The organism is Dyella sp. 05T440 (assembly GCF_056395965.1).
The window spans coordinates 232,240-254,636 of sequence record NZ_JBFTKN010000003.1 but is presented as its reverse complement, the minus strand read 5'-3'; the positions used below and the strand labels follow the sequence as shown (position 1 = coordinate 254,636).

The window sequence follows — 22,397 nt, the reverse complement described above, 5'->3', positions numbered from 1 at the left end:
GTTAACCGGCCCTAGCCGGGATAATACGTTCCTTTGCAGGCAGCCCCGATCATGAGCGCACGTATCCTCGACGGCAAACGCATCGCCCAGGAACTGATGGATCGGATCGGGCGCCGGGTTGCCGAGCGCTCGGCCAAGGGGCTGGACGTGCCCGGGCTCGCCGTGGTGCTGGTGGGCGACGACGCGGCCTCCTCGGTCTACGTACGCAATAAACGCAAAGCCTGCCATCAGGTGGGCTTCCGTTCGTTCGATTTCGACTTGCCCTCGCGCACCAGCCAGGAAGAACTGATCGCACTGATCGACCAGCTCAATGCCGATCCGGCCGTGCACGGCATCCTGGTGCAGTCGCCGCTGCCCGACCACATCGATGAGGATGCGCTGGTCGATCGCATTGATCCGGGCAAGGATGTCGATGGCTTCCAGGCCGTCAACGTCGGTCGCCTGGCACTGCGCCGCTTCGGCCTGCGTCCGTGCACGCCGCGTGGCGTGATGACCTTGCTCGGCCACACCGATCGTCCGGTGCGCGGTCAGCACGCGGTGGTGGTCGGTGTTTCCAATCACGTGGGTCGCCCGCTGGCGCTGGAATTGTTGATTGCCGGCTGCACCACCACCTGCTGCCACAAGTTCACCCGCGACCTGGAAGGCTTCGTGCGCCAGGCCGACATCGTGATCGTCGCGGTCGGTCGGCCGGGTCTCGTCAAGGGCGAATGGATCAAGCCGGGCGCCGTGGTGGTGGACGTGGGCATCAATCGCCTGGAAGACGGCCGGCTGGTGGGCGACGTGGACTTCGCCACGGCCGCCGAACGCGCCAGCTGGATCACGCCGGTGCCGGGCGGCGTCGGTCCCATGACGGTGGCGACGCTGCTGGAAAACACGCTGGAAGCGGCGGACGCGCGCGACGCTGCTCGCCAGGGCTGAGCCCTCCCTTAGGTGTGGGAGCGCACCCTGTGCGCGACAAACCTACGGAGCGACACGCCGCAACGTTGCAGTCGCGCACAGGGTGCGCTCCCACAAAGGGCGAGACCTGCGACATTTCGTTCATGCAGAGAGTGGCGAGGCCTAGGCCTTCTGCGTATAATCTCCTCTTTGCAGCGGGACAAAACGCATGCGCATCCTCGCCGAGGCTCTCACCTACGACGATGTTTACCTCGTTCCGGCTCATTCGGCCGTTCTGCCACGTGATGTAGACACTTCCACGCGGCTCACCCGAAACCTGCGCCTGAACATTCCCATCGTGTCCGCCGCCATGGACACCGTGACCGAAGCCCGCCTCGCCATCACCATGGCCCAGCAGGGCGGCATCGGCATCATCCACAAGAACATGACCGCCGAACAGCAGGCTGCCGAAGTGCGTCTGGTGAAGAAGTTCGAAGCAGGCGTGATTCGCAGTCCTATTTCGGTTGGTCCGAATACTTCCATTCGCGAAGTGCTGCAGCTGACCCGTGCGTACAACATCTCCGGCGTGCCGGTGGTGGACGGCGAACAGTTGGTGGGCATCGTCACCAGCCGCGATCTGCGCTTCGAGCGCAAGCATGAAGATCCCGTGCGCAACATCATGACCCGTCAGGAGAAGCTGGTGACGGTGCGTGAGGGCGCCAGCCAGGACGAAGTGCTGCAGCTGCTGCACAAGCACCGCATCGAGAAAGTGCTGGTGGTCAACGACGATTTCCAGCTGCGTGGCCTGATCACCGTCAAGGACATCCAGAAAGCCCGCGACAACCCGAACGCCGCCAAGGATCGCCTCGAGCGCCTGCTGGTCGGCGCGGCAGTTGGCGTGGGTGGCGATACCGAGGCGCGTATCGAAGCGCTGGTGGACGCCGGTGTGGACGTGCTGGTGGTCGACACCGCGCACGGTCATTCCCAGGGCGTGATCGACCGCGCCGGCTGGGTGAAGAAGCGCTACCCGCAGGTGCAGGTGATCGCCGGCAATATCGTCACCGGCGAAGCGGCGCGCGCGCTGCTCGATGCCGGCGTCGATGCGGTGAAGGTGGGCGTGGGTCCCGGCTCGATCTGCACCACGCGCGTTGTCGCTGGTGTGGGCGTGCCGCAGATCACCGCGATCGACCTCGTAGCGACCGCGCTGAAGGATGAGATCCCGCTGATCGCTGACGGTGGCATCCGCTACTCGGGCGACATCCCCAAGGCGCTCGCCGCCGGTGCATCCACCGTGATGCTGGGTTCGATGTTTGCCGGTACCGAAGAATCGCCGGGCGATGTCGAACTGTTCCAGGGCCGCCAGTACAAGAGCTACCGTGGCATGGGTTCGCTGGGCGCGATGGCGCTGGGCTCCAAGGACCGCTATTTCCAGGACGAAGCCGACGCCGATAAGCTGGTGCCCGAAGGCATCGAAGGTCGCGTGCCGTACCGTGGTTCGCTGCGCAACATCATCCACCAGCTGATCGGCGGCCTGCGTGCCTCGATGGGTTACCTCGGTGCCGCCACCGTCGACGATGTGCGCAACAACGCGCAGTTCGTGAAGGTGACCGGCGCCGGCGTCACCGAAGCGCACCCGCACGACATCCAGATCACCAAGGAAGCGCCGAATTACCGGCTCAATTCCTGAGGGATACGCGCCGGCCTGATGGCCGGCGCATTCGTTTTAACGGGAGGCGACGCCCTTGCGCGTCGCCTTCGCATTCACTGAATCAAGCGCGGGCAGGGCAAGCCTGCAGCGCACCGGAGCCGGACCGTGACCGACATCCATAGCGACAAAATCCTCATCCTCGACTTCGGCGCGCAGTACACGCAGCTGATCGCCCGCCGCGTGCGCGAGATCGGCGTCTACTGCGAAATCTGGGCGTGGGATCACGACCCGGCCGAGATCGCCGCGTTCGGCGCCAAGGGCATCATCCTGTCCGGCGGCCCCGAGTCGACGACGTTGCCGGGTGCGCCCAAGGCGCCGCAGGAAGTGTTCGATTCGCAGCTCCCCATCCTGGGTATCTGTTACGGCATGCAGACGCTCGCCGCGCAACTGGGCGGTGCCACCGAGGCCGCCGACGCACGCGAGTTCGGTCACGCCGAAGTGGATATCGCGCCGACCAGCCGCCTGTTCGCCGGCCTGAGCGATCACGACAGCGCGCATCGTCTGGACGTCTGGATGAGCCATGGCGACCACGTGTCCAAGGCGCCGCCGGGCTTCATCATCACCGGCACCACCGATCGCATCCCAGTCGCCGTGATGGAGAACGAAGACAAGCGCTGGTACGGCGTGCAGTTCCATCCGGAAGTGACGCATACGAAGCAGGGCACCTCGCTGCTTAAGCGTTTCGTCACGGAAATCTGCGGCTGCCAGACACTGTGGACCGCCGCGCACATCATCGAAGACCAGATCGCCCGCGTGCGCGAGCAGGTCGGCAACGACCACGTGCTGCTGGGCCTCTCCGGCGGCGTGGATTCGTCCGTGGTGGCCGCGCTGCTGCACCGGGCCATCGGCGACCAGCTGACCTGCGTGTTCGTCGACACGGGCCTTCTGCGCTGGAACGAAGGCGACCAGGTGATGGCCACCATGGCCGAGCACATGGGCGTGAAGGTGATCCGCGTCAACGCCGCCGAGCGCTACTTCAAGGCGCTGGAAGGCGAGGCCGATCCCGAAGCCAAGCGCAAGATCATCGGCCGCCTGTTCGTGGAGATCTTCGACGAGGAGTCGGCCAAGGTCACCAACGCCGGCCACGGCCAGGTGAAGTGGCTCGCTCAGGGCACCATCTACCCGGACGTGATCGAGTCCGCCGGCAGCAAGACCGGCAAGGCGCACGTGATCAAAAGCCACCACAACGTGGGCGGCCTGCCGGAGCACATGAAGCTCAAGCTGGTCGAGCCGCTGCGCGAGCTGTTCAAGGACGAGGTGCGCCGCATCGGCGTGGAGCTCGGCCTGCCGCGCGCCATGGTCTACCGCCATCCGTTCCCCGGCCCCGGCCTGGGCGTGCGCATCCTGGGCGAAGTGAAGCCCGAATACGCCGAGTTGCTGGCCCGCGCCGACGCCATCTTCATCGAAGAGCTGCGCGCCTGGGATCTGTACGACAAGACCAGCCAGGCCTTCGCCGTGTTCCTGCCGGTGAAGTCGGTGGGCGTGGTCGGCGACGCCCGTGCCTACGAATGGGTGATTGCCCTGCGCGCGGTCGAGACGATCGACTTCATGACGGCGCATTGGGCGCACCTGCCGTATGACTTCCTCGGAAAGGTTTCGAATCGTATTATCAATGAGTTGCGCGGTGTTTCTCGTGTCGTTTATGACATCAGTGGCAAGCCGCCCGCAACCATTGAGTGGGAGTGAGTTCCAGGCTCCGGGCCAACGGTGGCTTTCTCAGGAAGTCGCCGTAATTGATTGATATCAAAGGAATGATGGTGATGGTGGACGAGGGCCGCAACGAGCTGTTGTTCTCCTACGGCACTCTGCAGCTCGAGCGCGTGCAGCTCGCGTCGTTCGGGCGTTTGCTCGAAGGCGAAGATGACGCCATGCCCGGCTATCGCCGGACGCTGATCGAGATCAGCGATCCCGAGGTGCTGCGCCAGAGCGGCGAGCAGTTCCACCCCATCGTCGCGCCGAGCGACGACCCGTCGGACGAAGTCGCCGGCAAGGTGTTCCGCATCACCGCGGCCGAGCTGGCCGCGGCTGATCGCTACGAGGTCGCGGACTACCAGCGTGTCGCCGTGCGCCTGAAGTCGGGCAAACAGGCCTGGGTCTACATCCAGGCCTGAGGGCACTCGCCAGGTGTCGCAGTTTTCGCCCCTCGGCGCGGATCACCCTGACGCGCTCAACGCATTGAACGCCTCCATGTGCTGAACGATGTGGCGCTGCAGTCGCTGCGCGGCGGCAGGCAGCGCTCGCCCCCGTCGGGCCACCAGCTGCGCCTGTACCTCGGTCAGCAAGGGGTGGGCCACGGGGATCGCCTTCAGGGTTCCCCGCTGGAGATCGTCGTAGACGGCAAAGGCCGGAAGCAGGGTCGCGCCCATGCCGCAGCGGGCAAAGCCGGTCAGGCAGATCAGGTGATCCGATTCCATCGCCAGCTTGAGGCGTCGATGCTCGGCGGCCTCGATCTGCTCGACGATCTTGCGTGTTCCGAAGCCGGCATGCGCCAGCGCAAACGGATGCTCGAACAGCGCCCCAACCGGTAGCAGCGGCACCTCGGCCAGCGAATGCTGCGCGCAAACCACCACGCATAGCGGCTGCAGTTGGGAGCGCACCTCTTTCAGGCGGCCCTGGTGCGAGTGGAAGCCAGGCCCGTAGATCAGGCCCAGGTGAACCTCATCCTGCTCGAGCCAGCCGAGTATGTCGTTGATGCTGCCCAGCTGCAGCTTGATGGCGATGCCTGGATGGCGTGCATTGAACGGCTGCAAGACGTGTCGCATGAGGTCATCGGCAAATCCCTGCACGGCGCCAATGCTCACCGTGCCGATCGACAGACCCACCAGCGCGTTCAAGCGCGACGCCAGCGATTCCTCCTGGGCCAGGTGATTGCGGTAGTGCTCGATCAGGAGCCGGCCCGCTTCGGTCGCTTTGGCGCCACGGCGATTGGTTTCCATTACAGGCGTGCAAGTGACTTTCTCCAGCTCGGCAATCTGCCTGCTGACGACCGAGGGCGCCACGTCCAGAAAGTCCGCCGCAGCGCGCATGCTGCCCAGTCGTGCTGCTTCGAACAGGTATTTCAGTCGGCCCATCGACAGACCATTCATTCGCAATCCTTGGCGAAACATCGGGAAGACAGTGTTGCCTTGAAGGCAAAGACGTTGTCAGGGCGATGTCATTGTTCGCATAGGCAGCCGTCAACACAATCGATGCCACGGCCTACGAAGGGAATCGCCGATGGCATCGTTGACGTTCCGCAACGCAAACATGTTCGACAGCAGTACCGGCGAGCTTCTAACCCGCATGTCAGTGCGCATCGAGGACGAGACCATCACCGCCGTCGTCCAGGGAGATTTGCCTGACAACGGGGGAGTCAGCATCGCGCTTGACGGTCTTACGTTGCTTCCAGGATTGATCGATGCACACGTACACGTCACTGCGATAGTCGCTGACTTCTTCAAGCTCTCTTTGATGACGCAGTCGCTAATTGCCGCCCACACGGAGACCGTGCTCGAGGCCATGCTTCGACGCGGCTACACCACGGTGCGCGATGCGGGCGGGGCTGATTCGGGTCTGGTGCAGGCGATCGAGCAGGGACATATCGTCGGGCCGCGGCTGTTGATCGCGGGACAGGCCATTACCCAGACCGGCGGTCACGGTGACCCACGCCCTCCACACTTTTCCCATGGCAGTTGCATCTGCTGCGGCTCGGCCGGCCTGCTCGGCTACGTCGCCGACGGCGTGCCCGAGGTTCGCCGCGCCGTGCGGGAGCAGATCCGCAACGGCGCCCATCACATCAAGGTGATGGCCGGCGGTGGCATCTCCACGCCCAACGATCCACTGGAGGGCCTGCAATTTTCCACCGAGGAACTCGGTGCGATCGTGGAAGAAGCGGACGCGGCCCGGACTTATGTGATGGCGCACGCGTATTCGCCGGAGGCCATCAGTCGGGCCGTGCGAGCAGGGGTGCGTTCGATCGAGCACGGCAATCTGCTCGACGAGCAGACGGCTGAATTGATGGCGCGATACGGCGTCTACCTTGTGCCCACCCTGGCCACTTACGCCGCGTTGGCGGAACGCGGGAGCGCGCTGGGCTGGTCGCCCGCCATGCTGGAGAAATGCGCGCAGGTAAAGGACCGCGGCCTCGACGCCATCCGCATCGCGCAGGCGGCCGGGGTGAAGATCGCCCTGGGCTCGGATCTGCTGGGCGACATGCACGATCTGCAGTGCGACGAACTCGTGCTGCGCCAACAGGTGATGTCGCCGGCGCAAGTCCTGCGCAGTGCGACCCACGTCAACGCAGAGCTGATAGGAGAGTCGGGGCGGCTGGGCGTCATCGCCAAGGGGGCGTGCGCCGATCTGCTGGTCATGGACGGTGACCCTCTGCGCGACCTGCGCGCCTTTCAACACGAACGCAATCTGCTGATGGTGCTCAAGGCAGGCAAACCGGTGGTCGACCGACTCACTCGCGCGCCCGCCTGAAAAACAAACGTCGGGCGCAGCAACGCTGCGTGGCCATGGGGATGGCCGCCGGTCCCGTCCAATCGTCGTTTTCGTCAAACAGCGTCGCTTGCCGATGCATGGGGGTTACTTTGTCATTCGTTTCGTCAAGAACGGAAAGCTGGCCGTACGCCCGCTACCACCGCCGCCTGTTCCTGATCGGCGGCCTGGGCTACGCATTCGATGCGATGGACACGGCTGTATTGGCCTTCATCCTGCCGGTGCTGCGCTCGCTATGGAGCTTGAGCAGCGCGCAGACCGGCGTGCTGGGCAGCGTCGCGTACGTCGGTTTCTTCTTCGGTGCGCTTGGCGCTGGCTTGCTCGGCGACGTGTTCGGCAGGCGTCGCGTGATGATGTATGCGCTGGTCATCTATGCGGTGGCTTCGTTGGCCTCGGCGTGGTCGACGTCGTGGTCGATGTTCCTGGTCTTGCGCATCATCGCCGGCATCGGCACGGGTGCCGAGAGCGCGATCATTGCGCCGTATCTGGCGGAGTTTGTAGCCAAGCGCTATCGCGGCACCTTCGTCGGTGCGCTCACCGGATTCTTCTCGTTCGGTTTTGTTGCCGCCGCGGCGCTCGGCTACTTCGTCGTCCGCTCATCCGCGGAGGGTTGGCGGGTCGTGCTCATCATCACCGCGTTGCCGGTGGGCATGTTGCTGTGGTGGCGGCGATCGCTCGATGAATCGCCACGCTGGCTCGAAAGTCGCGGACGACATGCAGAGGCCAGGGCGATCATCGCCAAGATCGAGTCGACCTTCGATCAGCGCACGCCTTTACGCGACACGGCAGGTGAGGCGGCGCTGGCGCCGAGCGGGAAGGACCTGGGACGACCGTCGTTGAAGGTCTTGCTGCAAGGCCTGTGGCACGGCAGGCAGGCGCGTATCACGGCGATGGCGTGGCTGATGTGGCTCTCGCTCACCTTCAGTTACTACCTGTTTTTCACCTGGATTCCCGGCCTGCTGATGCAGAAGGGCATGGGCATCACGCAGAGCTTCGGCTACTCGTTCATCATCTATCTGGCGCAGATTCCTGGCTATTTCTCAGCCGCACTGCTGAATGAAAAAATCGGGCGCAAGGGCACCATCGTCCTGTATATGACGCTGGGTACCGCCTTTGCCCTGGCGATGGCTTTCGCCCACGATCATCAGGCAATCCTGCTGGCCGGCGCGTGCCTCTCGTTTGCGATGAATGGCGCCTATGCCGGCGTCTACGCTTACACGGCAGAAATCTTTCCCACCGCGATCCGTGCGATCGGTGCCGGCAGTTCGTCGGCGGTGGGGCGCATCGGCGCGATCAGTGCGCCCTTGCTGGTCGGGCTGCTGTATCCGGTGCTGGGCTTTGGCGGCGTGTTCGCCATGACCACGGTGGTGCTGGCGGCGGGTGTCTGCGCGGTGATCGTGCTTGGTCCGCAAACCAAAGGCCGCTCGCTGGAAGCGATCGCCGCCGAGGAGGGCAGTCGATGAGCGATTGCCTGTCCGACGAACTGGGCGTGATCGAACGCGCCTGTTTCCACGCCCGGCGCTCGCGCGATGTGTTCCGGGCAGTCGACGCTGCGTTGCAGCGCCTGGTTGGGCACCGCTTGCTGACGGTGCTGGTCTATGACGAAGCCTGCACGGTCGCCACCCGCCTTTATTCCAGCGATCCGGCCACCTATCCCGAAGGGGCGACCGATCCGGTGGCATCACCGGCCTGGGCCGATCAGGTCTTGCATTGGGGCTTGCCGTTCGTGGGTCATTGCGAAGAAGAACTCGCTTGCGTGTTCGCTCACCACGAACGCCTGGCCTTTCTGGGCCTGGGCAGCGTGGTGAACATGCCGCTGCGCTGGCAAGGCAGGGTGCTCGGCAGTTTGAACATGCTCGATGCGCCGGAGCGCTACGTCCATATCGATATCGATGTCGTTCGAATCATTGCCCACACGGCAGTGCCGGCGCTGCTCGCCGGTTAAAGCAGCGCGCGCTTTCAAGCGACACGGGGAAGGTCGCGCGCCATCACTCAATCGTCTGTTCAATGCACAGGGGTGGATTGCTCATGAAAAGGATTTTTGCCGGGCTCGCGTTGACGACGGCGCTGACGTGCCACGCCGAGAATGTCGCCTTCTATGGCGTCCTGGACGACGGCCTCACTTACACCACCAACCAGTCGGGGCATAGCCAGCTGAAGCTGACCAACGGCTCCCTGGGCAGCAGCAAGTTTGGACTGCTGGCCGACTACAAGCTGGACAACGGCTATCGCGTGATCGGTCGTGTGGAAGGTGGCTTCGACATCAACACGGGCAAGCTTGCCAATGGCGGTCGTCTGTTTGGTCGCCAGGCTTTTGCGGGGCTGGAGTCTCCCTACGGCACGATCACGGTGGGCCGCCAATACGATCTCGCGCTTGATTCGCTGATCGGCTTGTCGGGTGCGGGACGTTTCGGCGGCGTGGCGGCCACGCATGCGTCGGACGAAGACAATATGTGGGGCAGCTACTCGCTCACCGGCGTCATCAAGTACAACTCGCCGGTGTTTGACGGATTCAAGTTCGCGGCCTTGTTCGGTCCCGCAGGCGGCGGGAGCGAGCCTTCCGTGGGCTGCAAGCGTTCGGCCAGCGTGAGCTATGCGAACGAGGCGCTGACTTCGAGTGCCTTCTATTCGCGCATCGGCAAGCCCGCGACGACGCTTTACGACGCGGGATCGGTTCCGGTGGCGGGCGCGAGTTTCAGCAATCCGATCACCAGTCCCATCTTCAGCGGCTATGTGTCGGCACACACGCGGGTGGAGTTCGGTGCGGGCGTGAATTACCTGTGGGGCCCGGTACTGGCTGGTTTTACCTATACGTCGACCCGGTTCGAGGACGTCGTGCGCACCTCATCGACGCCGTTTTCGGGCACGGCGACCTTCAACAACTACGAACTGCTGGCGACCTACCGCTTGAACCCGGCGTGGATGCTGGGCGCCTCCTACGATTACACCAAGGCCCAGACCGCGACCTACCAGCAATGGAATGCCGGCGCCTGGTACAGCCTCTCCAAGCAGGTGTTGCTGTATGCCTTGGTGTACCGCCAGCAGGCCACGGGGCGGGATTCAACGGGCCAGATGGCGGTGGCGGCCTTGCCGTATTTCATCCCTTCGTCGAACGGCCAGCAGGGCGCCATGCGAGTGGGATTGCGGGTGACGTTCTAGCCGATGACGGTGCCGTTCACCACGGCACCGCTTCACCTGGCCAGGTAGTGCCCTCACCAGGGCATGGTCTCCCCCAGCCGGTTGAGAAATTGCAGGCCACTGCGGCCGGTCTGCTGGGTCACCACGTCCACCACCAGCGGAATGCTTTCGCTGACGTCGAGCGCCGCGTCGGGGCCGCCCATGTCGGTGCGCACCCAGCCTGGTGCGATAAGCAGCAAGCTGCGGCCGGGGTCGGGCTGGCGGGAGGCGTAGCTGCGCATGAGCGTGTTGAGCGCAGCCTTGCTGGCGCGATAGGACTCCCAGCCGCCATCGATATTGTTGGCCACGCTGCCGAGGCCGGACGACATGACGACGATGGCGCCGTCGGGCGCCACCAGGGCATCGAGCGTTTCGACGACGCGCATGGGGCTGAGCGCGTTGGTCACCATCATGCGGGTGAAGCCCTCGGTGCTGACTTCGCCGATGGGCTTGTCTGCCTCGATGGCGACGCCGGCGTTGACGAACAATACGTCCAGCGCCCGGCCTTTCAGGCGGGCACGCAGCGCGGCGATCTGCTCGGGTGCATCGATGTCCAGGTGTTCGATCTCCAGCCGCTGGCCGGACGATGCCTGGAGGTCATGCAGCGGGGTGTGGTTTGGGCCGCGCACGGTGGCGATGACCTGCCAGCCGCGCTTGAGGTATTCAGCCGCCAGGGCGAGTCCCAGGCCACGGGAGGCGCCGATGATGAGAGCGGTTTGCTGCGTGTTCGAAGTCATGAGGGTTGCCTGCTGAGCCGTGAGTCAGGGTGATCGTTCGACCAGATTGCGCAGGACATGTTCCAACGTTGTCGATGCTTTGTGCGAGCCAGCCTGGCCGTGTTCGAAGTCGATCCAGCCCTGGTTGAAGCCGTCAAGCATACGCATGCGGCCCTCAGGGTGTTGCATGCCTTGTGTGCGGAACAGGTGTTCCCAGGAGTCGCGAGGCACCGGTTCGGTGCGCACAGGCTGGCCCAGCGCGGCAGCAAAGCCGCTGGCGATGTCCAGTGCGGAGTAACGCCGCGGTCCTTCGAGTTCGATCACGCGTGTGCCTTGCCAGGTGTCCTGCAGAGTGCTTGCCACGGTGCGCGCGATATCCGCGGTGGCGACCATCGGGATGGCGTGGTCCAGGGGCTGCAGATAGCTGGGAATCAGGCCGGCGCGAGCGGCGCTGACGTCCCATGCGGCGTTCTCCATAAACCAGCCGGGGCGCACGAAGGCGGTGGGCAGGGGCAGTTCGCGAAGCGCGGACTCGACCATCCGGCCGTTGTTCAACAGCGAGAACGTCTCCACGTGGGCGCCGACGGTGGAGAGATATACCAGCTTGCCGGGGCGGGCTTTTATGACGGCCTGCTGTACGGCGGCAATGATCTCTTGGACAGCGGGAAAACCAGGGGCGGGGTCGTAGTCGGGCGGGATCATCAGGAATACGCCGCGCGTATCGGCGAAAGCGGCGGCCAGCGCGTCGGCATCGTTGGCCGTGGCGATCGCCGTATCGCAACCGCGCCCGATCCAGGGCGCTGCCTTGGCCTCGTCACGAACGATCGCCCGTACGCGCTGGCCGGCGGCCAGCAGTTCATTTGCTACCTGGCCGCCAACCTGGCCGGTGATACCCATGACTGCATACATGTTCGGATCCTCAAGGGGGCGGCGCCTGCCGCGTTCGGATGAGGATTTTCCGCGTCCGCCACTGGTTTCGCGATAACATCAATGACAATGGATAAGTGACAAAAGGGCATGAATGCATGGCCTTCGACGAGCGTATCTTGAACGGCATGAGCGTGTTCACCGCCGTGGTCGATGGCGGCAGCTTTGCCGCCGCTGGCGAGGCGCTGGACATGTCGCCGCCCGGCGTCAGCCGTGCCATCGCGCGGCTCGAAGCACGGCTGGGCATACGGCTGTTCGATCGCACGACACGATCCGTGCGTCTCACGGATGAAGGACTTCGTTTCCACGCCCAGGTGATGCCCTTGCTGGCCGGGCTGGAAGAGGCCGCCGCGAGTGCGGCCGAAGGCGCCACGATGGTGCGCGGGCGACTGCGCGTGCATATGGATCCCCTGTTTTCGCGGCTGGTGCTGGCGCCGCGCGTGGGCGAGTTCATGGAGGCTCATCCGCAGCTCGAAGTGGAGCTGGCTACGCGCGACCAGCTGGGCGACATCGTCGCCGACGGCTTCGACCTGGCCGTGCGTTTCGGCGAGCCGCCCGATTCCAGCCTGGTGGCGCGCAGGCTGCTGGAGACGCGCATCCTCACCGTGGCTTCGCCGGCTTATTTGCGCCGCTATGGGCGGCCTGCGCATCCGCAGGAGCTGGAGGGCGACCGGCATATCTGCATCGAATTTCGCGATCCGGCGACGGGGCACACCTTTCCGTGGGAGTTTCATCGCAAGCGCACGCGCCTGGCGGTGAAAACCTCGGGGCGGCTGGTGGTCAACGATGGCGGCAGCATGCACAGCGCCTGCGTGGCCGGCTATGGCATTGCTCAGGTGATGGCGGTGGCGGCCGGGCCGCTGGTGACCCGTGGCCAGTTGGTGGATCTGTTCCCCGACTGGCCCGATGAGCGCTTCCCGCTGTACGCGCTGTATCCCTCGCGCCAGCACCCATCGGCCAAGGTGCGTGCATTTCTCGATTTCGTCATCGGGATCACCTCGGCGATCTAGGCAGTAGAATGGTGGTTTCGCACGCCTTCATAGCCTTTTTGATGACCGATCAGACACCATCGCCAGCCCCGGCGTTTTCCGACGAAGACGAACGCTACATGCGCCGCGCGCTGCAGCTCGCTGCGCACGCGCGTGATGCGGAAAACGAAGTGCCGGTGGGCGCGGTGCTGGTGCAGGGCGATGAGATCATCGGGCTGGGCTGGAACCGCAATATCACGCTGAACGATCCCAGCGCCCATGCGGAAATCATGGCCTTGCGCGCCGCGGGCGAAAAACTGTCCAACTACCGCATGCCCGGCGCCACCTTGTACGTGACGCTGGAGCCGTGCGCGATGTGTTCGATGGCGCTGGTGCATGCGCGCATCGGGCGCGTCGTGTATGCGGCGACCGATCCGAAGACCGGCGCCGCAGGCAGCGTGTTCGATACGCTGATTTCCGATCGCCACAATCACCGCATTGCGGTGGAGGGCGGCCTGTTGGCGGATGATTCGTCGACTATGTTGCGCGAGTTTTTCCGCGCCCGGCGCTAAGCGTCAGTGCGCGGCCTTGCGCCAGAAAGAGTTCAATTTTTCCAGCTTCGCCAATGAGTGCATGGCCTCTTCCGAGGCGTGGAAAGCGGTGCGCTTGCCCCACTGGCGGAACGGCTTGAGCACGGTCTGGGTGTCTTCCGCCACGAGAAAGTCGCGGATCAGCCTGCGTCCCGTCATGCGGTCGTGTGCCAGGCCAAGGCCGCTTTGCAGCTCGGTCAGCTGCTTGAGCCAGGCCGAGGTCGCCTGCTTGGAGAAGGCGTGCTGATAGAGCTCGATGCTGTAGCGCATCTTTTTGGTGGCGCTGCGCAAACGATGCAGGCGCTTCTGGCCGCCATCGAGTTTGCTGGCGCGTTTCTTCAGCGTATTCCAGCGTTGCTGGAGGGCCGCGGCGGCCAGCTTGCGCACCTGGTTGTCGGTCGGCGGTTCGACGGTTTGCACCCAGTGGCGCCATGACTGCAGCGACGCTGCGAGATTGTGCTTCTTGAGTTCGACCACGGCCTGCTTGTGCGCCTGCTGCTGGCGCTCGGAAAGCGCCTTGGTGGCGGCGTCGACGCCGGGAAGCTTGACGTTTTCCTTGTCCAGAAAGGCGGGCAGGGTTTCCTGCGCCAGGATGTCGAGGTCGCGTGATTGCCCGGTGGATTCGCGGCAGGAGCGCAGGTAGGCGAGCACATCGCGCAAGTCGTCGTCGGAAAGCGAGGCGAGGTCTTTCAGCGTGGCCGTCACGCGGCGCAGGTTGACGCGCCATGCATGCAACAGCTTGGGCTCGTAGGGTTGTTCAAGTAGACGCTTGCGCGCCTCGAATGCCTTGTCGAAATAGCCGTCCAGCGCCTCGCAGATCCGCTCGAACTCGGATGGCTTGCCCGGCCCACTCTTGGCGTGGGACGAGGAAGACCGCGGCGACGCGGCGCGATGTTGCAGCCTGGCATTCATGCAGTGATTCCAGACGACCGGGATGTCTACTCTGCATCAAATGGTCACAATGCGCGAGCGGCATCGGGCCGCGTCCCTATGACACAAAAGCCAAGGCCTCGGCGCATGATTGTTCGATCTTGAGGCTGAGCAGTGGGTCGGCCCGGGTCTTGCCCAGGTTCACGGCGGCAATGGGTTTGCCCTCCCGCGCGGCCGCGGCCGCGAAGCGGTAGCCGGAAAACACCATCAGGGACGATCCCACCACCAGCATGGCGTCCGCGTCGTTCAGCGATGTGACGGCGGCGTCAACGCGATGGCGTGGCACGTTTTCACCGAAGAACACCACGTCCGGCTTCAGGATGCCGCCGCAGGCCGGGCAGGGAGGCACGACGAACTGCGTGAAATCGCGGCCGTCCAGATCGGCGTCGCCGTCCGGCGCATCGCCGGCATCGAGCAAGGCCCAGGCGGGATTGTGTTCCACCAGCGATTGCTGAAACGTGTCGCGGGGCAGGCGCAGGTCGCAGCTCATGCAGCGCACTTCATCCAGTCGTCCATGCAGGTCGATGACGCTTTGATGGCCTGCGGCCTGGTGCAAGCCGTCCACGTTCTGGGTGAGCAGGGTGGTCACGCGTCCCTGCTGTTCCAGTCGCGCCAGTGCGCGGTGGGTGGCATTGGGTTGCGCCCGGCCAAAGCGGCGCCAACCCACCAGGCTGCGTGCCCAGTAACGCTGGCGCGTGGCGGTTTCGCCCATGAAGGCTTGATAGGTCACAGGCTGCGGCCGTTTCCAGCCGCCGTTGGTGTCGCGGTAATCGGGTATGCCCGAATCCGTGCTGCAGCCGGCGCCGGTGAGCACGAACAGGCGTGGATGCGCGTGCACGAACTCGCGCAGGCGCGCGCGGTCTCGCTCGATGCTGGCGGCGCCGGCATCGATGGACAGGTCGAGATCGAGATCAGGCGACGGCACGTTGCTGCAACTCCTCCAGGGCGCTGGCGATGCCGGTGGGATCAGCCACCTGCACCACGCGCGAAGTGTGGTCGACGAAATCCGTATCGGTCTCGTGCGCCCAGGTCACGTGGTAGGGCATGTACACGCCCCAGCCACCGAGCTCCACCACGGGCGCGATGTCCGAGCGCAGCGAATTGCCGACCATGGCGAAACGTGTCGGCGAGAGCTGGAATTCCTCCAGCACGTTGCGATAGGCGCGCTCGTCCTTCTCCGAAACGATCTCGATGCGATGGAACAGGTCGGCCAGCCCGCTGCTGGCGACCTTCTGTTCCTGATGAAACAGGTCGCCCTTGGTGATCAGCACCACACGGTGATGCTGGGCCACGGCTTCCACTGCGGCACGGATGCCCGGCAGCAGATCCACCGGATGCGCAAGGACCTGCTTGCCCAGTTCGATGATTCGGTGCAGATCGGCAGCGCTGATGCGTTGGCCGGTGATGTCGATGGCCGATTCCAGCATCGACAAGGTCATGCCCTTGGCGCCGTAGCCGAACAATTTGATGTTGCGGCGCTCGGTGGCGAGCAGTCGCTCGTGCACGCGTACATCGACCAGATCGATGTACTCGCCCACGATGCGCTCGAACTCACCATGCGCCGACTGGTAATAACCCTCGCTGTGCCACAGCGTGTCGTCACCGTCGAAACCCACCAGCTCTATCACGTGTTCACCCGTCTGCCGTACTGGCCGTGCCAGCGATATGGGGGTGATTTTTCCAGAAAACACGGTGGCTGGTGGCGCTGGCGTCCTGACAAGGCTGAGACGCAGGGACATGAACGCGGCCGGCAGGCGCCGGCCGCGTGATCCGCCATGGGAAGCTCAGCGCCGGGCTTGGGCGTTGGCATCGTTGTTGAGGAAGCCGACCAGCGCGGGAATGGTCTGCGCGGGGGCTTCTTCCATCAGCCAGTGGCCCGAACCCTTGATGATCACGCCCTGCACATGGGTGTCGACCAGCCTGGCCTGGGCGATGAGGAAATCGCCCGAAGCCTTTTCACCGGCGAGCACCAGCATCGGCATGGTCAGCGGCTGCCTGGCAAAGCCCGCGAAATCCTCGGCGTCCTGCGGGAAGGCGTGGAAGTATTCGAAACCGGCCTTCATGCGACCCGGCCGTGCGTACTGCTGGGTGTAGTACTGGCGATCGGCTTCGGACATCGAGTGTTTGGGATCGGCGGCAAAGTCGTTCCAGAAATGCTCGAAGTAGATGCGTTCGCGCCCGTCGACCAGTTTCAGCGGCGTTTCGCCGTAGAAGTTGAAATGCCACTTGTCGCGCAGCAGCCACACTTTCTGCCAGTCGCCCACGCCGGGGAGAAACGCATCCATCAACACGATGCTGTCCACCTCGTCCGGGTATTGCGCGGCATAGGCATAGGCCACCATCAGGCCGATGTCATGGCCGACGATCTTCACCTTGCGATAGCCCAGTTGCTGCACCAGGGCATGGATGTCCTGCGCCATGGTCTTCTTGTCGTAGCCCGAGGCGGGCATCGATGAATCGCCGGCGCCGCGAAGGTCGGGTGCGATCACCGTGCGGCGGTCGTCGAGCTTGGCGATCAGCGGCAGCCACATATGGCTGGTTTCGGCGTAGCCGTGCAACAGGATCACGGGTGTGTCCGAGCCTTGGCCGGCCTGGAGGTAATGCAGTTGCACGCCGTTGGCGTTGGCCGTGTGTTGTTCGATGGTTGGTGTCTTGGCGCTAGCCGCTGCCTGAAGGGCGAGCGAGGCCAGCAACGCCACCGCAAGGCGGCGCATCCAATGCAAGGTCTTCATCGTGAACTCCCTGGTAGACCCGGCCGCGGGTGCGGCCGGGCAGATGGCTTACAGCTGACTCATGCCGCCGTCGGTGATGATCTCGGTGCCGACGATGAAGGCCGATTCCGGTGCGACCAGGTGCAAGACGGTCGAGGCGATTTCAGCGGGTGTGCCGAAGCGGCCCAGCGGTACCTGCGACTGGATCTGCGCGGCGGTGGCTTCCAGCGTGGCCTTGTCCATGCCGAGCTTGCCGTAGAGCGGCGTTTCCACCGGTCCCGGGCTCACCACGTTGACGCGCGCACCCAGCGGCAACAGTTCCGCCGACAAGGTCTTGGCCAGCGAAATCACCGCGGCCTTGCTGGCGGCGTAAACCGACGAGGTCGGCATGCCGATATGGGCGTTGATCGAGCCGTTGATGACGATGGACGCACCCTTGTTGAGCAGCGGCAGCAGCGACTGGATCTGGAAATAGGGGCCCTTCACGTTGACGTTGAAGGTCTGGTCCCACAGCGCCTCGTCCACGGTTTCAAACGGCGCCAGCTTGGCGATGCCGGCATTGAGGAAGATGCCGTCCAGGCGCAGGCCTTTGGCGCTCAGCGCGCTGGCCAGCTCCCTGGCGCCCGTCACGCTGCTGGCGTCGTTGCGGATGGCAATGGCCTGGGCGCCGATGCTGGCGCGGGCCTGTTCGAGTGCGGCTTCATCGCGGCCGGTGATGACTACGCGGGCACCTTCCGCCGCGAAGGCCTGGGCGGTGGCAAGGCCGATGCCGCTGTTGCCGCCGGTGACGAGGATGGTTTTGTCGGTGAAACGGTTCATGGCGTGCTCCGTGGATGGATGTGTGGTCGATGGGGAAATGATGCGACTGCCCGTTGGCCTTGCCGTGCCATGTTTCCGATGAACATGTTCGATATGGTCGAACATCCCATGAGTGACCTATGTTGGCGTTTCCTCGACGTATGTGTACCAGCCGTGCGCATCGCGCCAAGGCGCTATGCAGAACTCGTGCGAGTCTCGTCGAGACGCCGCGTACAAGATGGCAACAACGCTGACTGTTGATATGCGTCTTTGCGTAACGGTCACATTCCGGGGACCAGCAGTCGACATTTGTCTCCTTAGGGTGCGTGCACCGCCCAGGGAGACCATCGATGAAACAACAGAAAAACAAAACGCGGCTTTGCACTCGTCTTGCACTCGTAGCCCTCACCGCATTCGGCAGCGTCCCCGCTTTTGCCGATCCATCCCCCGCACTCGACCGTGTCAGCATCTGGCTGGGTGCGTTCTACTCCGATACGCAGACGCAGATTGGCGCGACCGGTCGCAGCGGCATCATCAACGGCTACAACGGTCACTTCAGTCTGGAGGACGATCTGGGCTTCCAGGAGCATAAAGCGGTTCCGCGCGCGCGGCTGGATTTCCTGATCGGCGATCATCAGGGATTCTCCTTCGATTTCTTCGGCATCAATCGCACGCACGGCCGCTCGATCAGTCGTGACATCAGCTATGACGGCACCACGTTTCCCGCCTCCGCCAGCGTGGACGGCAAACTCAACTTCAACTTCGGCAGCGCAGCCTATCGCTGGTGGTTTGGCACGGGCAGCGATGTGTTCGGCCTTGGTATCGGCGCGGCGTATTACGGCGTGAAGGCCCGGGTGGAGGGACAGGCCGATATCGACGGCTTCGGCGGCAGCGCCGTGGCCAGCACCCACGAGACGGCCTGGGCGCCGGTGTTGCAGCTGGGTTGGCGGCACGCGTTCTCGCACAACTTCCGCATTTACGCCGATGCCTATGGCGTAAAGAAGAACGGCGGCAACCTCGCGGGCCATATCTATAACGGGGCCCTCGGCCTGGAGTGGTTTCCGATCGAGAACTTCGGCGTGGGTGCCGAATACAGCTATACGCGCATTCGCCTCGACCAGAACCATCCGTCCTACCAGGCGAATCTGGATATGAAGTTGCTGGGGCCTTCGTTGTTCGCCCGCCTGCGCTTCTGAGCTGGATACAGGCCGTGCGGCGGCTGCGCCTTCATCCTTGGGCGCGGCCGCCATCGCGCGAACTCGAGGCGATGGGATGGCCTTGTTCCGCGTGGTGACGTTGCCGCCAGCATCCGCCGCCGTGATTGACCGGCGACCATTCCGGCAACGGCATCGGCTGGGCCAGATCGAACGCGCGAAAGTCTCCTTGCGCGTAGACCACGCGGCCATCCATCACGGTGAGCTCGGCCTCAATCTGGCGGATGTCTTCGTCGGCCACGCTGAAGTAATCCTGCGAGAGCACGGCGAAGTCGGCGTACTGGCCGATATCGAGCTGGCCCTTGCTGCCTGCTTCGCCGGAAAACCAGGTGTTGGCTCGCGTATGCAGGGCGAGCGCCTGGGTGCGGTCCAGGCGTTGTTCGGGCGGATAGAGGGTGCTGCCACCCAGCGTGCGGCCGGTAGTAAGCCAGTAGAGCGTGGTCCACGGATCCATGCTTGCCGCCGTGCTGCCGCCCGAACCGACGCCGACATGCAGGCCGGCATCGAGCATGCGACGGATCGGCGGCGTGTGCGCCGCGACATCCGGACCGTGGCGTTCGAGAAAGTACTCGCCCTGATAGGCCATGCGCGGCTGCAGGTTGATACCGCCGCCAAGCCGGGCGACGCGCTCGATGTTTCTCGCGCTGATCGTCTCGGCGCCATCGAAAAACCAGGGCAGGGCGCGCAGTGTCATTTCCGCATCGACCTGTTCGAAAGCCTCCAGGGCCATCTCGATGGTCTCCTCGTAGACGGCATGCATGCGCCAGGGCCAGCTGCGCGCCACCAACCGGCTGACGATGTCTTTGAGCTCGGTGCCCGTCTGGGCGGTGAGTACCGGCGGCGGTTGACGGAAGTCGTCGTGATCCATGGCGTCATGCACCAGCACTTCGCCTGCGCCGTTGAAGCGGAACAGTTCGTCGCCATCGCCGTAGTGGTTGATGGTGCACCAGTGCAGGAAGTCGCCGGTTTCGCCGCCCGGAGTCTGCGCGGACAAGTGATAGGACACGCGCACGGTGAGCAGATGATGTTGGGCGAGTTCTTCCACGGCCTTGTAATCGTCCGGGTAACGCAAATGCGCGGCGCCGGCATCGATGACGCTGGTGATGCCCAATCGATTGAGTTCGCGCATGCTCTGGCGCAGGCTGTTGATCTGGTATTCGTGCGGCAGCACAGGTGCGTGAGCGAGCGCGTCGCGAAAGATTTCCGGCGTCGGCGTGGCGAGCAGCAGGCCGGTGGGCACGCCTTGGTCGTCCCATTCGATATGGCCGCCCGGTGGATCCGGCGTCTGCCCGTCATAGCCGCAGGCAGCGATGGCCGCCGCGTTGAGCAGGGCGCGATCCTGCAGGTGCTGCACATAGACCGGCGTGGAGGGGGCGATGCGGTTCAATTCCTCAAGCGTCGGCAGCCGATGCTCGGCGAACTGGTGTTCACCGAAGCCGCCCACGACGCGTACCCATTGCGCAGGCGGCGTGCGCGCCACCTGGTCGGCCAGCATGCCCAGTGCTGCGTCCACGCTGGGCACGCCGTCCCAGCGCAGTTGCTGGTTGTAGTCCAGGCCGGTGGCGATCAGGTGCTGGTTCGCATCGATAAGACCGGGAATGATGCGCCGCCCGCCTGCATTGATCACCATGGTGGCAGGGCCGGCGAGCGAGCGTATCTGGCCGTTGGTGCCGACGGCGGCGATGCGCCGCCCGTTGACGGCCAATGCCTGCACCTCGGGCCGCTGGGCGACGCCGGTGTGGATCTTTGCGTTGTGGACGATAAGCGTCGGGTACACGGCCCTCGCGCCTTGTGATCCGCTACAGCATCAGGTTGCGTCGGCAGGCGTCGAGCTTTCGTGACTGCGTTCGAGCCCCGTCAAGCAGCGATGTCAGGAAGCGCGGCCAATGGGCCGGTAAATTGCTTCAGGCCACAGGGCTGCTGGCGAGATGAAGGCCATGTGCATATGCACAAAAGTCATTTCCTGCTCTGGCGCCGATTGGACAGCATGTTTTTACTCGTTGGGAGGCGAGACCATGAATCCAGCCCTGTCCGCAAAGACCGCCGTCACCTTGCGTCGCGCACTCGCCGTCATGGCGATCGCCTGCGCCTGGCCGGTGTGTTGTCTCGCGGACAACTATGACTTCTACAGCAACTGGCCCACGCATGTGACCGCATCCGATGGCACGGACTTTGGCTTGGCCGTGCTTTATCAGTACGACGTCAATCAATTCTCCAACGACGCCGGCAAGTTCGAAGACGCCGGCACCAACCGGCGTCGCTATCTGGGTTTCTACCTGCGCAAGCCGGGCGTGTACGACGCCATCGTGCAATACGACTTCCAGGCCAGGCAGTGGGTCGATACCTTCGTGCGTTTTCGCAGCAGCGGCGTGATCGGCGAGGACATCGGCAACTTCCGCTTCGGCTATTCGAAAACGCCGGTGGGTTTCGAAGGCGTGACCAGTTCGTCCGCCACCACGTTTGTCGAAACCGCCTTGCCCACGCAGGCCGTGTGGGAAGGACGTCGCGCGGGTTTCGACTGGGCCTGGGTGAGGCCGCATTTCATCCTCAACGTCGGCGACTATTTCTGGCGCAAGGATTTCGACGGCAACAATCCGGGGCGCACCTGGGCTGCACGTGCCGCGTGGATACCGCTCAACAAGCCCGGCCATGTCTTGCACCTGGGCCTGTCCGCGTCACGCGAAAAGCTCGATTGGGCCGACGAGGGCTCGGTGCCGCCTTCTGCGCGGCTGCGCGCGCGGCCGGAAGATGGCCTTTCGCCCGTGCGTCTGGTGGATACCGGCAATCTGCCCTATAGCAAAAGTGTCGATCGCCACGGCTTAGAGGCACTGTGGATCCAGGGGCCTTGGTCGCTGCAGGGCGAGTATCTGCAGGCGCAGGTGGATCGCAGCAACGGCAAGCCCAATGTCGAGGTGAACGGTTTCTATGTGTTCACTACCTGGACGCTCACCGGCGAGTCGCGCTTCTACAGCGACGGCAACGTGGCCGACCGTCGCTACAACGGCCGCGACCTGCAGGCGGTGCGACCGACACACGCCTGGGGCGCGGTGGAGTTGGCGGTGCGCTATAGCGAGCTGGATCTCAACGACGGCGCCATCACGGGCGGCAAGGAACACGATTGGACGGCCGGGGCGAACTGGTATATCGGCGAGCACCTGAAGTTCCAGGCTAACTATGTGTGGGCCTTCAGTGATCGGGGCAGGCTGCAGGTGAATCCGCGCATTTTCGAGATGCGGGCGCAGGTTTATTTCTAAGGCTGTTCAAGCCTTGCGCGCACTCTCATTGTCGTCGTTCCGGCCTACG

Annotated in this window: 21 protein-coding genes; 12 read left to right on the top strand and 9 right to left on the bottom strand. The window is 64.1% G+C overall.

The window, feature by feature from the left end:
- Positions 1-51: 51 nt before the first annotated feature.
- The 4 genes from folD (at position 52) to AC1DE1_RS05515 (ending at position 4,695) form a co-directional block, all read left to right on the top strand.
- Positions 52-918: a bifunctional methylenetetrahydrofolate dehydrogenase/methenyltetrahydrofolate cyclohydrolase FolD gene (gene folD / locus AC1DE1_RS05530; RefSeq protein WP_441602319.1), complete on the top strand. Its 867-nt coding sequence runs from the start codon at positions 52-54 to the stop codon at positions 916-918.
- 187 nt (positions 919-1,105) lie between these two features.
- Positions 1,106-2,563: an IMP dehydrogenase gene (guaB, locus tag AC1DE1_RS05525; protein ID WP_477175635.1), complete on the top strand. Its 1,458-nt coding sequence runs from the start codon at positions 1,106-1,108 to the stop codon at positions 2,561-2,563.
- A gap of 126 nt (positions 2,564-2,689) precedes the next feature.
- Complete coding sequence (guaA, locus tag AC1DE1_RS05520; protein WP_477175634.1) at positions 2,690-4,270, top strand: glutamine-hydrolyzing GMP synthase; 1,581 nt, start codon at positions 2,690-2,692, stop codon at positions 4,268-4,270.
- 47 nt (positions 4,271-4,317) lie between these two features.
- Positions 4,318-4,695, top strand: a complete 378-nt coding sequence (locus tag AC1DE1_RS05515; RefSeq protein WP_477175633.1) for a gamma-glutamylcyclotransferase family protein — start codon at positions 4,318-4,320, stop codon at positions 4,693-4,695.
- 42 nt (positions 4,696-4,737) lie between these two features.
- Here AC1DE1_RS05515 and AC1DE1_RS05510 read toward each other — a convergent pair whose 3' ends face one another.
- A complete protein-coding gene (locus AC1DE1_RS05510; protein ID WP_441602316.1) occupies positions 4,738-5,670 on the bottom strand; it encodes a LysR family transcriptional regulator in 933 nt (310 codons plus the stop codon).
- Positions 5,671-5,800: 130 nt separating this feature from the next.
- On the opposite strand from AC1DE1_RS05510, the gene AC1DE1_RS05505 reads away from it, so the two are divergent.
- The 4 genes from AC1DE1_RS05505 to AC1DE1_RS05490 all read left to right on the top strand — a co-directional run bounded on the left by AC1DE1_RS05505 (position 5,801) and on the right by AC1DE1_RS05490 (position 10,222).
- On the top strand, positions 5,801-7,045 hold the full coding sequence (locus AC1DE1_RS05505) for a metal-dependent hydrolase family protein (RefSeq protein WP_477178940.1): 1,245 nt from the start codon (positions 5,801-5,803) through the stop codon (positions 7,043-7,045).
- A gap of 110 nt (positions 7,046-7,155) precedes the next feature.
- On the top strand, positions 7,156-8,526 hold the full coding sequence (locus AC1DE1_RS05500) for an MFS transporter (protein WP_477175631.1): 1,371 nt from the start codon (positions 7,156-7,158) through the stop codon (positions 8,524-8,526).
- The gene (locus tag AC1DE1_RS05495) at positions 8,523-9,008 is read left to right on the top strand and encodes a GAF domain-containing protein (RefSeq protein WP_441602313.1); all 486 of its coding nucleotides are present in this window, start codon (positions 8,523-8,525) and stop codon (positions 9,006-9,008) included. Before AC1DE1_RS05500 ends, AC1DE1_RS05495 begins: the two co-directional genes overlap by 4 nt.
- A gap of 83 nt (positions 9,009-9,091) precedes the next feature.
- On the top strand, positions 9,092-10,222 hold the full coding sequence (locus tag AC1DE1_RS05490; protein ID WP_477175630.1) for a porin: 1,131 nt from the start codon (positions 9,092-9,094) through the stop codon (positions 10,220-10,222).
- A gap of 53 nt (positions 10,223-10,275) precedes the next feature.
- Here the strand turns inward: AC1DE1_RS05490 and AC1DE1_RS05485 are convergent, their stop codons facing one another.
- Positions 10,276-10,977, bottom strand: coding sequence for an SDR family NAD(P)-dependent oxidoreductase (locus tag AC1DE1_RS05485; protein ID WP_477175629.1), 702 nt, complete (start codon positions 10,975-10,977; stop codon positions 10,276-10,278).
- Positions 10,978-11,001: 24 nt separating this feature from the next.
- Positions 11,002-11,865, bottom strand: coding sequence for an NmrA family NAD(P)-binding protein (locus AC1DE1_RS05480; RefSeq protein WP_477175628.1), 864 nt, complete (start codon positions 11,863-11,865; stop codon positions 11,002-11,004).
- 116 nt (positions 11,866-11,981) lie between these two features.
- On the opposite strand from AC1DE1_RS05480, the gene AC1DE1_RS05475 reads away from it, so the two are divergent.
- Both AC1DE1_RS05475 and tadA read left to right on the top strand, forming a co-directional pair.
- Positions 11,982-12,893 (top strand): LysR family transcriptional regulator, encoded by a 912-nt coding sequence (locus tag AC1DE1_RS05475; protein WP_477175627.1) that lies wholly within the window; start codon positions 11,982-11,984, stop codon positions 12,891-12,893.
- Positions 12,894-12,934: 41 nt separating this feature from the next.
- Positions 12,935-13,423: a tRNA adenosine(34) deaminase TadA gene (tadA, locus tag AC1DE1_RS05470; protein WP_477175626.1), complete on the top strand. Its 489-nt coding sequence runs from the start codon at positions 12,935-12,937 to the stop codon at positions 13,421-13,423.
- Positions 13,424-13,426: 3 nt separating this feature from the next.
- Here tadA and AC1DE1_RS05465 read toward each other — a convergent pair whose 3' ends face one another.
- The 5 genes from AC1DE1_RS05465 to AC1DE1_RS05445 all read right to left on the bottom strand — a co-directional run bounded on the left by AC1DE1_RS05465 (position 13,427) and on the right by AC1DE1_RS05445 (position 17,901).
- The gene (locus tag AC1DE1_RS05465) at positions 13,427-14,353 is read right to left on the bottom strand and encodes a CHAD domain-containing protein (RefSeq protein WP_477175625.1); all 927 of its coding nucleotides are present in this window, start codon (positions 14,351-14,353) and stop codon (positions 13,427-13,429) included.
- Between the two features lie 76 nt (positions 14,354-14,429).
- Complete coding sequence (locus AC1DE1_RS05460) at positions 14,430-15,242, bottom strand: NAD-dependent protein deacetylase (RefSeq protein ID WP_477175659.1); 813 nt, start codon at positions 15,240-15,242, stop codon at positions 14,430-14,432.
- Positions 15,243-15,282: 40 nt separating this feature from the next.
- A complete protein-coding gene (locus AC1DE1_RS05455) occupies positions 15,283-15,999 on the bottom strand; it encodes an HAD family hydrolase (protein ID WP_441602306.1) in 717 nt (238 codons plus the stop codon).
- Positions 16,000-16,155: 156 nt separating this feature from the next.
- Positions 16,156-17,103 (bottom strand): alpha/beta fold hydrolase, encoded by a 948-nt coding sequence (locus AC1DE1_RS05450; protein WP_477175624.1) that lies wholly within the window; start codon positions 17,101-17,103, stop codon positions 16,156-16,158.
- 48 nt (positions 17,104-17,151) lie between these two features.
- Entirely contained in the window at positions 17,152-17,901 is a 750-nt protein-coding gene (locus tag AC1DE1_RS05445) for an SDR family oxidoreductase (protein WP_441602304.1), read from the bottom strand.
- A gap of 329 nt (positions 17,902-18,230) precedes the next feature.
- Here AC1DE1_RS05445 and AC1DE1_RS05440 point away from each other — a divergent pair, with 329 nt between their 5' ends.
- On the top strand, positions 18,231-19,076 hold the full coding sequence (locus AC1DE1_RS05440; RefSeq protein ID WP_477175623.1) for a hypothetical protein: 846 nt from the start codon (positions 18,231-18,233) through the stop codon (positions 19,074-19,076).
- A gap of 31 nt (positions 19,077-19,107) precedes the next feature.
- Here the strand turns inward: AC1DE1_RS05440 and AC1DE1_RS05435 are convergent, their stop codons facing one another.
- Complete coding sequence (locus AC1DE1_RS05435) at positions 19,108-20,871, bottom strand: amidohydrolase (protein ID WP_477178299.1); 1,764 nt, start codon at positions 20,869-20,871, stop codon at positions 19,108-19,110.
- Positions 20,872-21,109: 238 nt separating this feature from the next.
- On the opposite strand from AC1DE1_RS05435, the gene AC1DE1_RS05430 reads away from it, so the two are divergent.
- Positions 21,110-22,348: an OprO/OprP family phosphate-selective porin gene (locus AC1DE1_RS05430; protein WP_477175621.1), complete on the top strand. Its 1,239-nt coding sequence runs from the start codon at positions 21,110-21,112 to the stop codon at positions 22,346-22,348.
- Positions 22,349-22,397 lie beyond the last annotated feature (49 nt).

What these genes read in the sequence shown, in the direction of transcription:
- folD (WP_441602319.1), top strand. Translation starts at nt 52, where the DNA reads ATGAGCGCACGTATCCTCGACGGCAAACGCATCGCCCAGGAACTGATG.
- guaB (WP_477175635.1), top strand. Translation starts at nt 1,106, where the DNA reads ATGCGCATCCTCGCCGAGGCTCTCACCTACGACGATGTTTACCTCGTT.
- AC1DE1_RS05510 (WP_441602316.1), bottom strand. Translation starts at nt 5,670, where the DNA reads ATGAATGGTCTGTCGATGGGCCGACTGAAATACCTGTTCGAAGCAGCA.
- AC1DE1_RS05505 (WP_477178940.1), top strand. Translation starts at nt 5,801, where the DNA reads ATGGCATCGTTGACGTTCCGCAACGCAAACATGTTCGACAGCAGTACC.
- AC1DE1_RS05495 (WP_441602313.1), top strand. Translation starts at nt 8,523, where the DNA reads ATGAGCGATTGCCTGTCCGACGAACTGGGCGTGATCGAACGCGCCTGT.
- AC1DE1_RS05490 (WP_477175630.1), top strand. Translation starts at nt 9,092, where the DNA reads ATGAAAAGGATTTTTGCCGGGCTCGCGTTGACGACGGCGCTGACGTGC.
- AC1DE1_RS05485 (WP_477175629.1), bottom strand. Translation starts at nt 10,977, where the DNA reads ATGACTTCGAACACGCAGCAAACCGCTCTCATCATCGGCGCCTCCCGT.
- AC1DE1_RS05480 (WP_477175628.1), bottom strand. Translation starts at nt 11,865, where the DNA reads ATGTATGCAGTCATGGGTATCACCGGCCAGGTTGGCGGCCAGGTAGCA.
- AC1DE1_RS05475 (WP_477175627.1), top strand. Translation starts at nt 11,982, where the DNA reads ATGGCCTTCGACGAGCGTATCTTGAACGGCATGAGCGTGTTCACCGCC.
- tadA (WP_477175626.1), top strand. Translation starts at nt 12,935, where the DNA reads ATGACCGATCAGACACCATCGCCAGCCCCGGCGTTTTCCGACGAAGAC.
- AC1DE1_RS05465 (WP_477175625.1), bottom strand. Translation starts at nt 14,353, where the DNA reads ATGAATGCCAGGCTGCAACATCGCGCCGCGTCGCCGCGGTCTTCCTCG.
- AC1DE1_RS05450 (WP_477175624.1), bottom strand. Translation starts at nt 17,103, where the DNA reads ATGAAGACCTTGCATTGGATGCGCCGCCTTGCGGTGGCGTTGCTGGCC.
- AC1DE1_RS05445 (WP_441602304.1), bottom strand. Translation starts at nt 17,901, where the DNA reads ATGAACCGTTTCACCGACAAAACCATCCTCGTCACCGGCGGCAACAGC.
- AC1DE1_RS05440 (WP_477175623.1), top strand. Translation starts at nt 18,231, where the DNA reads ATGAAACAACAGAAAAACAAAACGCGGCTTTGCACTCGTCTTGCACTC.
- AC1DE1_RS05430 (WP_477175621.1), top strand. Translation starts at nt 21,110, where the DNA reads ATGAATCCAGCCCTGTCCGCAAAGACCGCCGTCACCTTGCGTCGCGCA.